This is a genomic window from Mesorhizobium sp. M2C.T.Ca.TU.002.02.1.1 (assembly GCF_003997225.1).
In genome coordinates, this window is sequence record NZ_RZTO01000041.1 from 1 (window position 1) to 15,438 (window position 15,438).

General features: G+C 65.9%; 16 protein-coding genes. 14 read left to right on the forward strand and 2 right to left on the reverse strand.

Going from position 1 to position 15,438, the window contains the following annotated elements; translation table 11 throughout:
* A partial coding sequence (locus EOD07_RS03920; RefSeq protein ID WP_164772058.1) for a zinc-binding dehydrogenase occupies nucleotides 1–146 on the forward strand: 146 nt, incomplete at its 5' end.
* Nucleotides 147–432: 286 nt separating this feature from the next.
* Nucleotides 433–756: a hypothetical protein gene (locus tag EOD07_RS03925; protein ID WP_127234039.1), complete on the forward strand. Its 324-nt coding sequence runs from the start codon at nucleotides 433–435 to the stop codon at nucleotides 754–756.
* Between the two features lie 99 nt (nucleotides 757–855).
* On the opposite strand, the gene EOD07_RS03930 is transcribed toward EOD07_RS03925, so the two are convergent.
* Nucleotides 856–1,815: a helix-turn-helix domain-containing protein gene (locus EOD07_RS03930; protein WP_127234040.1), complete on the reverse strand. Its 960-nt coding sequence runs from the start codon at nucleotides 1,813–1,815 to the stop codon at nucleotides 856–858.
* A gap of 310 nt (nucleotides 1,816–2,125) precedes the next feature.
* Between EOD07_RS03930 and EOD07_RS03935 the strand changes: the two genes are divergently transcribed.
* A complete protein-coding gene (locus EOD07_RS03935; RefSeq protein WP_127234041.1) occupies nucleotides 2,126–2,512 on the forward strand; it encodes a VOC family protein in 387 nt (128 codons plus the stop codon).
* Between the two features lie 68 nt (nucleotides 2,513–2,580).
* Here the strand turns inward: EOD07_RS03935 and EOD07_RS03940 are convergent, their stop codons facing one another.
* The gene (locus tag EOD07_RS03940; protein WP_127234042.1) at nucleotides 2,581–3,327 is read right to left on the reverse strand and encodes an IclR family transcriptional regulator; all 747 of its coding nucleotides are present in this window, start codon (nucleotides 3,325–3,327) and stop codon (nucleotides 2,581–2,583) included.
* A 159-nt stretch (nucleotides 3,328–3,486) separates the two neighbouring features.
* Here EOD07_RS03940 and EOD07_RS03945 point away from each other — a divergent pair, with 159 nt between their 5' ends.
* The 11 genes from EOD07_RS03945 to EOD07_RS03995 all read left to right on the forward strand — a co-directional run.
* Entirely contained in the window at nucleotides 3,487–4,881 is a 1,395-nt protein-coding gene (locus tag EOD07_RS03945; RefSeq protein WP_245469828.1) for a transaminase, read from the forward strand.
* Between the two features lie 3 nt (nucleotides 4,882–4,884).
* Complete coding sequence (locus EOD07_RS03950; protein ID WP_127234044.1) at nucleotides 4,885–5,682, forward strand: SDR family oxidoreductase; 798 nt, start codon at nucleotides 4,885–4,887, stop codon at nucleotides 5,680–5,682.
* Nucleotides 5,679–6,452, forward strand: coding sequence for an SDR family oxidoreductase (locus EOD07_RS03955; RefSeq protein ID WP_127234045.1), 774 nt, complete (start codon nucleotides 5,679–5,681; stop codon nucleotides 6,450–6,452). The genes EOD07_RS03950 and EOD07_RS03955 overlap by 4 nt, the downstream gene beginning before the upstream one ends.
* Before the next feature lie 67 nt (nucleotides 6,453–6,519).
* Nucleotides 6,520–8,184, forward strand: coding sequence for an amidohydrolase (locus tag EOD07_RS03960; RefSeq protein WP_127234046.1), 1,665 nt, complete (start codon nucleotides 6,520–6,522; stop codon nucleotides 8,182–8,184).
* Nucleotides 8,171–9,259 (forward strand): GTP-binding protein, encoded by a 1,089-nt coding sequence (locus tag EOD07_RS03965; RefSeq protein WP_127234047.1) that lies wholly within the window; start codon nucleotides 8,171–8,173, stop codon nucleotides 9,257–9,259. Before EOD07_RS03960 ends, EOD07_RS03965 begins: the two co-directional genes overlap by 14 nt.
* A 36-nt stretch (nucleotides 9,260–9,295) precedes the next feature.
* Complete coding sequence (locus EOD07_RS03970; RefSeq protein ID WP_127234048.1) at nucleotides 9,296–10,480, forward strand: ABC transporter substrate-binding protein; 1,185 nt, start codon at nucleotides 9,296–9,298, stop codon at nucleotides 10,478–10,480.
* Nucleotides 10,481–10,619: 139 nt separating this feature from the next.
* Nucleotides 10,620–11,489 carry a branched-chain amino acid ABC transporter permease gene (locus EOD07_RS03975; protein WP_127234049.1) on the forward strand — a complete coding sequence of 290 codons (870 nt, stop codon included), beginning with the start codon at nucleotides 10,620–10,622 and terminating at the stop codon, nucleotides 11,487–11,489.
* A complete protein-coding gene (locus EOD07_RS03980; protein WP_127234050.1) occupies nucleotides 11,476–13,194 on the forward strand; it encodes an ATP-binding cassette domain-containing protein in 1,719 nt (572 codons plus the stop codon). Before EOD07_RS03975 ends, EOD07_RS03980 begins: the two co-directional genes overlap by 14 nt.
* Nucleotides 13,191–13,904, forward strand: coding sequence for an ABC transporter ATP-binding protein (locus tag EOD07_RS03985; RefSeq protein ID WP_127234051.1), 714 nt, complete (start codon nucleotides 13,191–13,193; stop codon nucleotides 13,902–13,904). Before EOD07_RS03980 ends, EOD07_RS03985 begins: the two co-directional genes overlap by 4 nt.
* Nucleotides 13,905–13,967: 63 nt before the next feature.
* Complete coding sequence (locus EOD07_RS03990) at nucleotides 13,968–14,189, forward strand: hypothetical protein (RefSeq protein WP_127234052.1); 222 nt, start codon at nucleotides 13,968–13,970, stop codon at nucleotides 14,187–14,189.
* A gap of 358 nt (nucleotides 14,190–14,547) precedes the next feature.
* Nucleotides 14,548–15,438: cytosine permease (locus tag EOD07_RS03995; RefSeq protein ID WP_127234053.1), on the forward strand; the 891-nt coding region annotated here is incomplete at its 3' end.

Genomic DNA, 15,438 nt, shown 5'->3' on the forward strand with positions numbered 1-15,438 from the left:
CCGCTCAGCGCTTCATTCTCGACGGTCTCGCGTCAGGCGCGCTGAAGCCCGTGATCGCCCGGACGTTCCCGTTCAATGAAATCGTCGAGGCGCATCGTTTCCTCGAATCCGGCGAGCAGTTCGGCAAGGTCGTGGTGACGGTTTGAAGCTTCAAAGAAAACGAGGGGCGTTGGCTCAATTGGCTGTTGCCATCGCTGCGTCGGGTGGGTGACGAGGCTGCTATCTCGATGGTGGCGACGTCGGCAAATGCGCCGATCTCGGTCATTTCGCCGGCCCCGCCCGTTCTCCGGAAGCGGACGTCCCGATCTGATGCGGATAGGCGGCGGGGCGCTAATGCGGAGTGACTTCGGCCGGTAGGGACTCTAGTCTAAGCTTGCCTTTCTGCCATCACACAGAGCGCGCCGCACGCCACGCTTTCTCGCCGTGTATACCATGAAACCTGAAGACCTCGCCCGCTTTCGCAGCCTGCCCAAGTCCGAGCAGGACGCGATCGACACCGCCGGGTTAAAGCAGTGGGCGGACTGGGAGGAAAGGAACGCCGCATCGTTCCCCGACCGTGGCGGCATGGTCGGCAAGACGACGCGCGTGACCAAGGACGGTATCGCCGGTGCCGTGAACCCCTTCTGCGGCTACATCGTCGTTGAGGCCGAGACCATCGAAGCCGCCGCCCGCCTCTTCGAGAATCATCCGCATTTCTCTGTCTTTCCAGGAGACGGCGTGGACATCATGCCCTTCCTCACCGACCCCGCACCCTGACCTCCGCCTGAGTCGCACACGTCACGAGCCTGAGACTTGACTTGCCGCCCAGGCCCCAATGGGTCAAATCCGGTCGTTTGGAAGAAGATGTTTTGCCCCTCAATGCACCACCAACCTCACCCGCTCCCGCAACTCCCGCGGCGCCACGTCATACTTGCTCTTGAACGCCCTTGAAAAATGCGCGCTCGAGTTAAATCCGCAGGCGAACGCGATTTCGGAGATCGAGGCTGAGGCGCGGGCGGGGGAGAGCAGTTCTTCTTTGCTGCGCTCCAGCCGTCTGTCCCAGACGAAGCGCTCCAGCGTCATGCCTTCGCCCTCGAAGGCGCGGTGCAGGTAGCGCCGGGAACAGCCCATATGGCGGGCGATGTCCTCGGCCGAGAGGTTGCTGCGGGCCAGATTGGCGTCGATATAGGCGACGATCCTTTCACGCAGGGCTTCCAGCGGCGAGCGGCGGAATTCCGGCGCCATGGGCTTTGCCTGGATCAGGCCGTTGACGAGCTGGATCAGGCTTTCGCCGACGCGGCGGCAGCCGGCCTCGTCGAGCTTGTGCGCTTCGCCGATCGCCATCTGCATCAGCCCGGACACGATGTGGGTCAGGCTGTCGCCCTCGCCGGGCAGCGGCACCGGCGCCGAAAGACGGGCCAGCGTCTCGTCGCCGAAGGTCGAGCGCGGCACCTGCAGGATGAGCTGGTCGACGTCGGAGAGGTTCTGCAGCGAATAAGCCCGCACCGGATCGTAGATGATCGCCGCACGCGGCCCGAGATCGATCGCCGTCTGCTGCTGCTCGAAGCGGCTGCGGCCCTTGAGCTGCATCAGGATCTTGATCGCGTCGGGATCGAAGCTGCGCCAGAAGGCACGGTCGTTGACGACCAGGTGCGATTTCGCCCTGATCTCGGAGAGTCGACAGGAGCCCAGATTGACGGAGACCAGCTTTGGCAGCGAGGGTGCCTCACCGCGCGAGAACCGCTGCGTGATAGGGCCGAACAGCATCCGCGAAGCGGACAGGAAAGCCTCGCCGTCGGCGACGCTCACATGGTGGCCGAGCATAGTCTCCTCCATCAGTTTCGCCCCGTCTTTTCGTGGCCCTTTTTCGTGGCCCTCTTTTCGCGGGATTGAGACGCAACGGCAGCGCCGATGCAACCGGCAAATAAGTTAACACGCTAAGCATCTTCATCGCAACGGCAGAAATTCATTTGCGCTCGTTGACCAAGGAAGCGCTCGGCGCAAGCGAGAAGGTCCTGGCAAGCGGCCGGGACTCTGTACGTTTCTGAGGCCGCTCGATGCCGGTGCCGGTAGCTAGTTGCGTCAAAGGTGTGGCCGATGCGAGTCTGTCGCGTCGCCCTATCGAAGCTCACGCGAGGCCAACTTGATGCTCCTGGCTGTCCATCATGTCGCAATCATCTGCAGTGACTACGAAACGTCCAAGCACTTCTACACCAACAAGCTCGATTTCGCCGTCCTCGCCGAAAACTGGCGCCCCGAACGGCAATCCTGGAAATGCGATTTGCGTCATGGCTCCATCCAGATCGAGTTGTTCAGTTTCCCGGATCCGCCAAGCCGCCCCAGCAGGCCCGAGGCCTGCGGATTAAGACATCTTGCGTTCGCAGTCGCCTCGGTCGAGGCAACCGCCGAGCTGCTTCGCTCGCGAGGCGTTGAGGTGGAGCCCATCCGAACAGATCCCTACACGGGACGATTGTTCACCTTCATCGCCGATCCCGATGGACTTCCGCTCGAACTTTACGAGGACGGTGTCTGACGGCGAGGAACGAGAACGTCTGGCGTCGGCAGCACCGAACGATCCCGGCCGCAACGGCGGAGATGAACTTATGCCTCGCCGGTCAACCGCGCCGAGATCAGCCGCGCCGCCCTGGTCGCCGCCTCGCCCTGACTGGCCGCCAGATGGTCGTCGATACGCGAGACGGGGGAGGCGATCGATAGCGTGCCGATCGGCTGACCGTCGGCGCCGAGGATCGCGGCACCTATACTGTGCACGCCTTCCTCATAGCCCTGCGAACTGCGCGAATAGCCGCTTGCGGCCGCGAACGCGATGGCTTTGGCCAGCGTGTCCGGCTCTGTCATCGTATGCGCGGTGAAGGCCTGCAAAGGCTTCTCCAGATAGGCGCTGGCCGCTTCCAGGCGCGAGGCGGCAAGGAAGGCGATGCCCGAGGCCGTGCCATGCAGTGGCAGCACCTGGCCGACATCGACATTGACGCGGTTAGCCTTGGCCGACAGTTCGACATGGACGGTGAGCAACGCGCCGGCGCTGAACTCCGACAGATGTACGGTCTCGCCGGTTTCTTGCGACAGCTCGCGGACGACTGGCGCGGCCAGCCGCACGAAGGGGAAATGCGCGTCGCGGATGCGCGCCAGCCGGGACAGGCCGGCGCCCAGCCGGTAGCGGCGGCTGCGCGGTTCCTGCTCGATCAGCCGGTGCGCGGCAAGCGCCATCAGAAGCCGCCTGGCCGTGGCCTTGTCGAGACCAGCGCGCCGGGCGAGATCGGAGAGGCCGATCTCCGGTTCGTGCAGCGTGAACAGCTCCAGCAGCGACACCGCCTTGCCCACCGTGCTCATCGCGCATCCTCCGAGATACTTCGCATGTGAATTAACTTGACAGGAGCCCTTCCTGACGTCAGTGTGTCTATAACATACAAAACACTGGTTCAAATAATGAACCGACTTGGGAACGGCTATGCGCCCCGGAATTTGGCGCGTCAGGGAGAGTTCAGCGCCGTGACGGCCGCCAGCAAGACAGCTTTGCAACCAGCAACGACCGAAGATCTGCTCGACCGTGAGCAGGCGCGGTTCCTCACCACGCATCCGCGCTCGGCGGCGGCATGGGAGGAAGGCAAAAAGCACTTCCTTTATGGCGGGCCGTCGCACTGGATGCGGCGCTGGGCCGGCGGCTTCCCGGTCTACGCTGCTTCGGCAAGCGGCGCGCATATCACTGACATTGACGGCCACGACTATGTCGACTTCGCGCTTGGCGACACCGGCGGCATGTGCGGCCACGCGCCGGAGGCGGTGACGCGCGCCGCGCTCCGCCAATTGCAGAACGGCACCACCATGATGCTGCCCACCGAGGACAGCCTCTGGGTCGGCGCCGAGCTCGCGCGCCGCTTCGGCTTGCCCTACTGGACGCTGACCACCTCGGCCACCGACGCCAATCGCGGCGCCATCCGCATCGCGCGCATGATCACCGGCCGGCCCAAGGTGCTGGTCTTCTCCGGCTGCTATCACGGCGGCGTCGAAGAGGCGCATGTCGAGATCCGCGACGGCAGGATCGGCATGCGCAACATGATCCACCCGAACGGCGTCGACCATTCCGCCGTCTCCCGGGTGGTCGAGTTCAACGACGTCGCGGCGCTCGAGGAAGCGCTCTCGCATGGCGATGTCGCCTGCGTGCTGACCGAGCCGCTGATGACCAATTTCGGCATGATCCCGGTCGCCGAGGGTTTTCACACCGCACTGCGCGAGATCACCCGCCGCACAGGCACGGTGCTGATCATCGACGAGACGCACACCATCTCCAGCGGCCCCGGCGGCTACACCGCGCTGCATGGTCTTGAGCCCGACATGCTGGTGGCCGGCAAGGCGATTGCGGGCGGCATTCCGGCCGGCATCTTCGGCGTGTCACAGGCTATCGCCGAGCGTCTGTGGAAGATCGTGCCGATGGTCAATCCGCGCGTGCGCCAGTCGGCGCATCTCGGCATCGGCGGCACGCTGGCCGGTAACGCGCTCACGATCGCCACCATGCGCGCCGTGCTGGAAGAGGTGCTGACGCCCGCCAATTTCGAGCTGATGATCGCCAACGCGACGCGCCTTGCCGACGCCGCGTGGGACGTCATCCGCGCCAACGGGTTGCCCTGGCATGTTACGCAGGTCGGCGCCCGCGCCGAGATCATGTTCATGCCAAAGCCGCCGCGCAACGGGGCCGACGTCATTGCCGGCCGGCGCGGCGATCTCGAGACGCTTTTGCACGCCTTCTACATGAACGAAGGCATATTGGTGACGCCCTTCCACACCATGTTCCTGATGTGCCCGGCGACGTCGCCTGTCGATGTCGATCGCCATACGGAAGTCTTTGGCCGTTTCGTCGATCTCGCTCGCGGCGCGGGCGTCGTCTGAGCCATGGCGAAACCGTTCGACCTTACGGGCAGGGCGGTGCTGGTGACCGGCGGCGGGCGCGGTATCGGTGCCGCCATCGTCACGCGCTTTGCCGAGGCCGGCGCTTCGGTCGTGATCGCCAATCGAACGCTCGATGTCGCCGAGGCGCTTGCAGCCGAGCTCTCCGCGCGCGGTCTCTCCGTGCGCGCCGCTGCACTCGTGGGGCTCGATCGCGCTGCGCTGCACGCCCTGGTCGGCGATGCCGCACGCGAGGCAGGCCGGCTCGACATCGTCGTCCACAATGCGGGCGGCTGTCCCTGGGTCTCGGTCGAGGGACTCGACGAGGACAAGCTTGAAGAGGCGCTGGCGGTCAACCTCAAAGCCTGCTTCTGGCTGGCGCAGGCAGCGGCCCCGGCGATGCGCGCCAATGGTTTCGGCCGCATCCTCGTCACCTCATCGGTCTCGGCGCGCGTGGCGATGGCCGGCGGCGCGCACTACTCGGCGGCCAAGGCCGGCGTCAACGCCTTCATCCGCGGCGCCGCCTTCGAGTTCGCCCGCGACGGCATCACCGTCAACGGCGTCGAACCGGGCTTCATCGCCAAGCCGGGCAGGGGCACGATGAGCAAGCCGGAGGTGGCGGACAGGCTCGGGCAGTTCATCCCGATGGGCCGTCTCGGCGAGGCCGACGACATCGCCTACGCCATGCTCTACCTCGCCTCGGAACAGGCGAAATACACCACTGGCCAGACCATCGTCGTCGATGGTGGCTCCACCCTGCCCGAGACCGGCTATGCCGTCGAACGGCATTGGGGGCTCGCATGAGCCGCCGCCTCGAAGGCCGCACGGCTCTGGTCACGGGCGCCGCCACCGGCATGGGCCGCGCCACCGCCGAATTGTTCGGCCGCCACGGCGCCAAGGTTGTCGCCTTCGGGCATGGCGGGGACGTGCTGGATGAAGCGGCCAAGGCCAGCGGCGGCACCGCCGTGCGCGGCGACATCACCGATGCCCGCGACATCGCCCGCGCCATCGAAGCCTGCGGCGGCCGCCTCGACATCGTCGTCAATGCTGCCGGTGTCATGATCCTCGACGAGCCGGAGACGCTGAGCGACGAGACCTGGGCCAAGAGCTTCGCCGTCAACGTCACCGGCTCGATGATGGTCTGCCGCGCGGCGCTGCCGCTGTTGAAGCAGCGCGGCGGCGCGATCGTCAACATCGCCTCGGTCGGCGCCTTCAACGCCAGCGGCCAGAACGCCGCTTATTCGGCGAGCAAGGCAGCACTCGTCTCCTACACGCGCTCGCTGGCCTTCGCGCATGGTGTCGACGGCATCCGCGCCAACGCGGTGGCGCCCGGCTGGGTGCGCACGCCGATGAGCGTCTACGAGATGAAAGTCGCCGCAAGCGCCAACGGCTCGACGCCCGACGAGGAATTCAAGGCGCTGAACAGCCGCATCGCGCTGCGCCGCGTCGCCGAGCCTGAAGAGATCGCCTCCTGCTGCCTGTTCCTCGCCTCCGACGAAGCGTCCTTCGTCACCGGCGCGGTGCTGGTCGCGGATGGCGGCGGCCGCGCGCCGACACAGAACAGAGCGGTGTGACATGAATTGAGGTTTGCCCGTCTGCCAGCATGAGGGTGCCGGTCGGCGGGAGCAGGAGGAGAAGAGAATGCCCGACAGAAGTGCCGAGCTGGTTTTCACCAATGGCCGCATCTACACGCTCGACCGCAAGCGGCCCTGGGCATCGGCCGTCGCCGTCAAGGGCGGCCGCATCGTCGCGGTTGGCGAAGGTGCTGATGTCGCCGCGCTGACAGGCGCTGCTACCCGCGTCGTCGACCTCAAGGGCGCGATGATGATGCCGGGCATCGTCGACGTGCATGCGCATCTGATGATGGGCGGCCAAGCCGAGCTTTTCGAGCTGCGTTTTCCGCCGACCGCAAGCTTCGAGACGCTGATCGCGCGCGTCGGCGAGGCGGCGGCCAAGGCGCCGGAAGGCTCCTGGATCATCGGCGGCCAATGGGGCAGCGACCTGTTGCCGAAGCTCAACCGGCTGGAGGCGCTGGCGGCACTCGACAGGGTGAGCCGGGGCCGGCCGGTGATGCTGCGCGACGATACCTATCACAACCGCTGGGTCAATTCGCAGGCGCTCGCGCTCGCCGGCCTGTCGGCTTCGTCGTCTGATCCGGAGAAGGGCTCCATCGGCCGCGACCCGGCGACCGGCGCGCTGACCGGCATGATGATCGAATCCGCCGCCGGCATCGTCGAGCGCACCATCGCGCAATCCGGCCATTACACGCAGGAGATGGACCGCGCCGCGATGGCGCGCTCGATCGCGACGCTCAACTCCTACGGCGTCACCGCATTCCTCGACGCCGCCGCCATGCAGCCGATCCTTGCGGCGTTGAAGGGCCTCGACGATCGCGGCGAGCTGACTGCCTGGTCGGTCTCGGCCATGCCCGCGGTCGAGCCGTCCTTCATGTTTGGCATCGCCGGCGACGAGCTGATCGCTCTGCGCGAGCAATATCGCGGCGCCCATGCGAAACCGGATTTCGTGAAGATCTTCCTCGACGGCGTGCCGGGCGCCCGCACCGCCGCCTTCCACGAGCCCTATACCAAGGACCCGGTTCTGGGCTGCTGCTTCCGCGGCTCGACCATCGTCACCGTGCCGGAGCTGATCCGCTGGGTCGGCAAATGCGAGAAGCTCGGGCTCGGCGTGAAGATCCATTGCGCGGGCGACGCCGCCGTCAGCCAGGCGCTGGACGCGATCGATGTCGTGCGCTCCTTCAACGGCCCGACGAAGCTCAAGCATCACATCGCGCATGCGAGCTACATCGCCCCGGACGACATCGCCCGCTTCGCCGAGCTCGGCGTCGTCGCCGATCTTTCGCCTTTCCTTTGGTATCCGACGAGCTTCCTCGAAGGCCACAAGCAGACGATGGGCGAGGCGCGCGCGCTGCGCTTCTGGCCGAACAGGGACCTGCTCGCCGCCGGCGCGCTGCTCGCCGTCGGCTCCGACTGGCCGGTGATGCCCAACCCCGATCCGTGGGACGGCATCGAAGGGCTGGTGACTCGCCGCAACCCGAGCGGCGAGTTTCCGGGCGCGTCGCTCTGGCCGGAGCAGGCGATCGACGTCGCCACGGCGCTTGAGATCTTCACCATCAATTCGGCCCGCGCCATCGGCCTTGCCGATACGGTCGGCTCGATCGAGATCGGCAAGTCGGCCGACCTTATCGTGCTCGACCGCAACGTGCTGGAAACGCCGGCCGAGGACCTCGCCGACACAAAAGTGCTGACGACCTGGTTCGAGGGGAGGGTGGTCCATGAGCGCGCCTGATCGCGCAAGCGACGCGAGGGTCCCGGTGACGGTGCTCACCGGCTTCCTGGGCAGCGGCAAGACGACGGTGCTCAACCGCCTGCTGCGCGAGCCATCGCTGGCCGGCGCCGCCGTCATCGTCAACGAGTTCGGCGCCGTCGGGCTCGACCATCTGCTGATCGAGGCAAGCGAAGAGCAATTCACGCTGCTCGACAATGGCTGTGTCTGCTGCACGGTGCGCGGCGATCTCGTCGCCACGCTGAAGGAGCTCGATCGTAAGAGCCAGGCCGGCGAAACGCCGCCGCTTTCCCGGGTGATCATCGAAACGACCGGCCTCGCCGATCCGGCCCCGATCCTGCACACGCTGATGGCCGAAGCCGAGCTCATGGCTCGCTTTCGGATCGGCGGTGTCGTCACCACCGTCGATGCGGTGAATGGCGCGACGACGCTCGCCCGCCATTCCGAAGCGGCGAAGCAGATCGCCGTCGCCGACCGGTTGCTGATCACCAAGACCGATCTCGTCTCGAACGAGGCACTCGGCGGTTTGCGGCACCGGCTTGAGCATCTGGCGCCAGCCGTCGAGCAAACCGTTGCCCGCAATGGCGAAGTCGAACTCGAGCTGCTGGCGAGCCTGCCCGCTGATGCTGCGGCGGACGTGACCCGCATCGCCATGCGGGTCGAAGCGGCTGGTCACCACGACCATGGATGCGGACCGGATTGCCGCCATGGTCACGATCATCATCACGACACGCACCACGGCATCCAGTCCTTCAGCTTCATCATCGACAAGCCGGTCGAGTGGGACGCTTTCGCCCGCTGGCTGGACTACGTCGCGGCACTGAAGGGTGAGGACCTGCTGCGCTTCAAGGGCATCGTGCGCACAGCCGACGATCCCGAGCGGCCGCTTGTGCTGCATGGCGTGCAGCACGTCTTTCATCCGCCGGCGCGGCTCGATCGCTGGCCGTCGGCGGACCGACGCACCCGGCTGGTGTTCATCGTCCGCGACATCGAGCGCGAGACCATCGCCCGCACGCTGGTGAAGTTCGCGGCGATCGACGCCGCCAGCATCGTTTCGCCCACGCTCGCCGCCGCCTGAAACCGAACAACGCATGACAAAAATGGGAGAATGAACATGCACTGGAAATCGAGACTGCTCGCAACAGCCTTTGCCGGCATCGGCCTTGTCGCCATGGCCGGCACGGCGTCCGCCGCCGGCCCTACCTGCAAGGACGGCGCCATCAAGGTCGGCGCCGTGTCGACCGTTACCGGTCCGGCCGACTTCTCGGAAGTGCCGAAAGCGACGCAGGCCGCCTTCGATGCGGTCAACGCCTCAGGCGGCATCAATGGCTGCAAGATCGACTACACCATCGCCGACGACAAGGCCGATCCGGCGGTTGCGGCACAAGCCGCGCGCGACCTGATCGACAACAAGGAAGCAGTCGCCCTGGTCGGCTCCGCCTCTCTGCTCGACTGCGCCGTCAACTCCGCCACCTACAGCCGCAAGAAGATACTTTCGGTGCAGGGTCTCGGCGTCGACGCCGCCTGCTTCTCCTCGCCCAATGTCGCGCCCGTCAATGTCGGCCCGTACACGCTGTCGACGGCCATGGCCTACTACGCCACCAATGAGCTGAAGACGAAGAAGCTCTGCGCCTTCTTCATCATCATCGGCGGCACCCAGGAGGCCTACAAGAAGGCGATCGAGAACTGGGAGAAGATCAGCGGCCAGAAGATCCATCTCCTCGACCTGACGCTGCCCTTCCAGGGCGATCTCACGCCCTATGTCATCAAGGCGCGCGATGCCGGCTGCGACGCGGTTCTGACCAACCAGGTCGAGCCGCAGGTGGTGCAGCTGATCAAGACCGTCGACGCGCAGAAGATCACCGGCATCAACTGGCTTTTCCTGGCGCCCGGCTACACCGAGCAGGTCGCCAAGGCGTTGGCCGACACCAAGCAACCGATCTATGTCGGCACCGAATGGGAGCCCTACACCGAGAAGAATTCGGCGGCCAATGCGCAATGGATTGCCGACATGCAGAAGGCGAACCGGCCCCTCACCGCCTTCTCGCAGGGCGGCTACCTCGCGGCCGAGCTGTTCCTCAAGGTGGCCGCCTCGATCGACGGCGAGGTCACGCGCGAAAGTGTCGCCAAGGCATTGCACGACATGCAGCCGCTCACCAACCCGCTCGCCGGCTCGCCTTACGTCTTCGGCAAGGCCAAGACGCACTCGCCGATGCAGGCCACGAAGGTGATGAAGCTCGAGGCCGGCGCCTGGAAGGTCGAGACGCCGGACTGGGTCGTGCTGCCGCAGGCCAAGTGATCCTCCCGGGCGTCGGCGCCGCCTCTCGATGTTCGGTCCACCCTCCACAGCTGGCGAGGGCAGGCAGGACAATAAGGGGCGGCGCCGGCCTCGACAGATATTCGGGCCAGCGCCGGCCCGCCTTCCAGATTGGGAAAAGATGAACGCATTGCTCACATCCGCCGTGGCGGGACTGACGGCCGGGGGCACCTATGCCCTGCTCGGCGTCTGCGCCGTCTTCACCTACCGGCTCGTCGCCGTGGTGAACTTCACCGGAGCGGCGATCGGCACCGCCGGCACCTTCGTGCTGATCGCGCTGTTCGAGGCCGGGTTCCCGATCTGGCCCTCGGTGCTGGCGGGAATTGCGGCCGGCACGGCGACCGGCGTCGCAATCGGTTACATCATGACCAGGTGGTTCGGCGAGGCGAGCGCTTCGACCAAGGCGGCGGTGACGGTGGCGTTGCTCGTCGGCCTGATCGCCGTCGGGCTGCGGCTCACCGGCGGCCAGCATCCCCACAACATGCCGGAGCTGTTCCCGGGCTCGGCTTTCCGGCTCGCCGGTGTCGAGGTGACCATCGCCTCGGTGCTCACCATCGGGTTGGCGGTGCTATTCACCGTCCTCTGCGATCTCTTTCTCAACCGGACCAAGATCGGCCTCAATCTGCGCGCGCTGGCCGACCGGCCGATGGCGGCCGAATTGCTCGGCGTGCGCGTGCAGCTCCTGTCGCTGCTGGTGTGGGGCATGAACGGCGCCTTCACGACTTTCGCATTGATGATCATCGCGCCGCAGCGCTCACCGAACTTCATGACGCTCAGCCTGCTTGTCGTGCCGGCGTTGGCCGCGGCGCTCATCGGCGTCTTCCGCAGCTTCTGGTGGACGTTGGCCGGCGGTATCGCGCTCGGCATCGTCGAAGGACTGGCGAGCTCCATCGACAGCGTCAGCCAGTATCGCAGCGCCATCCCGTTCCTGGTGGTGCTTGCCGTTCTCCTCTGGTCGCAGCGGGAGGCCCGCTGGGATGAAGCGCGCTAGTCTCCGGGCCTCTTTGATACTTATCGTCGTCGCGCTCGTCGCCGGCGGCGTCGCCTATGCCGGCCTGCTGCCATCCTATTGGGTGTTTCTCGCAACGTCGGTGCTGATCACCGGCGTCGCGCTGCAGAGCCTCGGCCTCGTCGCCGGCCGCACCGGCATGATCGCGCTCTGCCAGATGTCCTTCGCCGGCGTCGGCGCCTGGACGGTCGGCTATCTCAACCTCGCCGAGGCGCCGGGCGGCCTCGTTGCATGGATCCTGATCGGCGGCCTTGCGGCCGTGCCGTTCGGCATCGCCATCGGCCTGCCGGCGCTCAGGCTGCGCGGCATCAATCTCGCCATCGTCACGCTCTCCTTCGCCACCGCGTTCGACACTATCCTCGCCACCATGACGTATCCCGGCCAGACCGACTTCCTGCAGGTGCCGCGGCCGGAACTGTTCGACAGCGACGAGGGTTATTTCGTCTTCGTGCTGCTGTTCTATGTGGCGATCGCGGTTTCGCTCGAATTCGTCAGCCGCTCGCGGCTCGGCGCATCCTGGCTGGCCGTGCGTCACTCGGAGCGCGCCGCAGCCGCTCACGGCGTTAGCATCGCCACCGCCAAGCTCTCGGCTTTTGCGCTGAGCGCCTTCGTCGCCGGCATTTCCGGCGGCCTGCTCGCCGGCTATCTCGGCACGCTGGTCGCCGAGAATTTCAGCATGATGCAGTCGCTCTCGCTCTATGCGGTGTCGGTGATGACCGGCGCGCATTTCGCCGAGGGCGCGATCATCGGCGGCCTGCTCGTTGTGATGTTCCCGGAAATCCTGCGCCGTCTCGATTGGCCGCAGGACATCGGCAACGTGCTGTTCGCCATCGGCGCCACACAGGCGCTGTCGACCGGCGAGACGATGAGCGAGACCTTCCGGCGCCAGTTCCGCAAGCTGTTGCCGGCCCGCGCGCCAAAGGCCGCCGCCGCGTCCGCCTCGCAATTGCCGGGACCAATCGAGCGCGCCGCCGGACCTGCGCTTAGCATCGAGGGGCTCACTGTTCGCTACGGCAGCGTCGTCGCGCTGAACAACGTCAGCCTGAGCGTTGCCGCCGGCACGGTGGCCGGGCTGATCGGTCCGAACGGCGCCGGCAAGTCGACTTTCATCGACGCGGTCGCCGGCTTCCTGTCGTCCTATCAGGGCAGTGTGCGGCTGGGCGGCAAGCCGCTAGAGAGCGTGCCGGCGCATCTGCGTGCCCGCGAGGGCGTGCGCCGCAGCTGGCAGACCAACCGTATCGCGCCGGAGCTCACCGTAGGCGGTTATCTGGCCTTGGCGGCCAGGGGCCTGTCGGCGAATGAGACCAAAGCGGTGCTCGACTGGCTCGACTGTCCGCATCCCGACACGCTTGTGGCTTCTGTCGATGCCGGCACCAGGCGTCTGCTCGATGTCGCCGGCGTCGTCGCGGCCCGGCCGGCCGTCGTGCTGCTCGACGAGCCCGCCGCCGGCCAGTCGCACGAAGAGACGCTGCGGCTCGGCCAGCGGATCGCCGAGATCCCAAAGCTGTTTGGCTCGGCGGTGCTTCTGGTCGAGCACGATATGGACCTTGTGCGTGCCGTCTGTTCGGAGGTCACCGTGCTCGACTTCGGCCAGGTCATCGCATCGGGCCCGCCGGCCAAGGTGCTCAGCGACCGGGCGGTGAAGAAAGCCTATCTCGGCATCGAGGAAGAGAGCGTGGCGGCATGAGCAGGCTCGTCGTTTCCAACCTGTCGATCAACCGCGCCGAATTGCCGGTCGTCACCTCGGTCGACCTTGTCGCGGAGAGCGGCGCGATCAGCGTGGTGCTCGGCGCCAATGGCGCCGGCAAGACGACCCTGCTCGAAGGCCTTTCGGGCATCATCCCGGTCGCCGGCGGCACCATCGCCATCGACGGTCGCGAATTGCAGAAGGCACGGCCCGGCGCCCGATCGCGCGAAGGCCTCGCCCATGTCGAGCAGGGCCGCACCGTCTTCCGCCAGCTGACGACCGATGAGAATCTCCGCGTCAGCCTGCATCCCGGCGCCGACATCGCGGAAGCCTATGCGTTGTTCCCCGAGCTGGTGCAGCGTCGCGCGGTGAAGGCGAGCCTGCTGTCCGGCGGCGAGCAGCAGATGCTGGTCATCGCGCGGGCGCTTCTCACCCGCCCGAAAGTCTTGCTGATCGACGAGATGTCGGCCGGTCTCGCTCCGGTCATCGTCACGCGTCTGATGACGGCGGTGCGCAAGCTCGCCGATGACGGCCTGGCCGTCGTGCTGGTCGAGCAATTCGCGGCGCTCGCGCTCTCGATCGGCAACCGCGCCTATGTCATGCGCCGCGGCCGCGTCGTCTATGACGGCGACTGCGCGAGACTGCGGCAATCGCCGGACGAACTGCATCGGCTTTATCTCGGCGGAGCCGAAAGCGCTGTACCTGCCTGACAGGTGCACTGTGGACGGGCACTTTCGCATCGCGCGCAACGACAACAGCTTCCAAGGGGCCGGATGCTCAGCCAGCGCAGCCTGCCGCTGGGGTCGACGATCGGCTGGCAGTTCAATTTCGAGATGGAACCGCAGCTCGGATATTTCCCCGATTCTCCGTCATCGCCAACCGGCAATGGCACGTCGATCACGCCGGATGGATCCGGCTATGACTTCGTCCTGGAGGCGATCGGGTCCCGGGAGCCGCGCGCGGCGCGCACCAGGTCGAAACCAGCAGCGCCTTGAACATGCTTGTTTGACTCGGTTCCACCTTGCATGTAGGTTTGTGTTGCCTGCTAGGCAGGTAGGTGGCAACGGGGCCACCATTCAGATCAAGGCAAAAGGGCCTCCCTTTGACTCCGCTCCAGGAGCCATCGGGGGGCCTTTGTCGTTTGTGCGATACCGACCGAGAAGCCAAGGGGAACAGGCGCCGGTCGGCCGGAAGGCGAGGATAGGCGCGGAAAAAGGCAAAAAAGCCGCCGCGACGGGCATCCAGACAAATTCATGGCCGACAGCACTTCCACCGAGGAAAACGCGGGCTCGGACAAGGGCGTCCAATCGCAAGACGGGCCGTCACGCAACGCGATTGACCCAGGAGGGTGCAATGACGAAGACCACGGACATCGATACGCTCGATGAAGTCGACCACGTCCTTGGCGAAGAATACGAGCACGAACCCGTTCCCATTTCCGCCAGGCGGAGCACGTTTTCGGTAACGACCGTCTGGATCGGGTTCCCGATGATCATTACAGGAGCGATGACCGGATCCATACTCGTGCTCGGCATGGGGTTCCGCAACGCGCTCTGGGCGATGGGGATCGGCAACCTCATCATGTTCGCTTACGTCGGCGCGCTCGGCCTTCTGGGGACGCGGCGCGGCATGAACTTCGCCCTTCTGGCTTCAATCGTCTTCGGCAAGAAGGGCTATGTCTTCGCGTCCGGCCTGCTGTCGACGCTGCTGCTGGGGTGGTATGCGGTCCAAACCGGGATAACTGGCGCCCTTATAAGCTCTGCCTATGGCCTGAACTACGTCGCCATGACCATCGTGGCCGGCCTGCTCTATATCGGCATCACCTTTATCGGTGTGCGTGGTCTCCACCTCATCGGCCTGGTTTCTGTGCCGCTTTTCGTCATCCTCGGCGGATGGGTAGCGCTCGATGCCGCCTCGACGTCCGGATGGAACGCAATCTTCAACTATCCCGGGAACAACGGCGCCGCGACCATGACGATGGGCATCGGCCTGACCGTGGTCATTGCGCTCTTCATCGATGCCGGCACGGTCACCGCCGACTTCAACCGTTGGGCCAAGGATGCGCGCAGTTCGGTTGTCGCTACCTTCTCGGCGTTTCCATTCGCAAATCTTCTCGCGATGCTGGCCGGCGGGGTGATGACCGCGGCGTTGGCCGTGCCGAACGCAAACCCGTTCGGCACCGACAACATGTTCGGCTACATGAACGGCAAGCAGATCGGCTGGCTGGGGGCGCTCGCCTTCCTC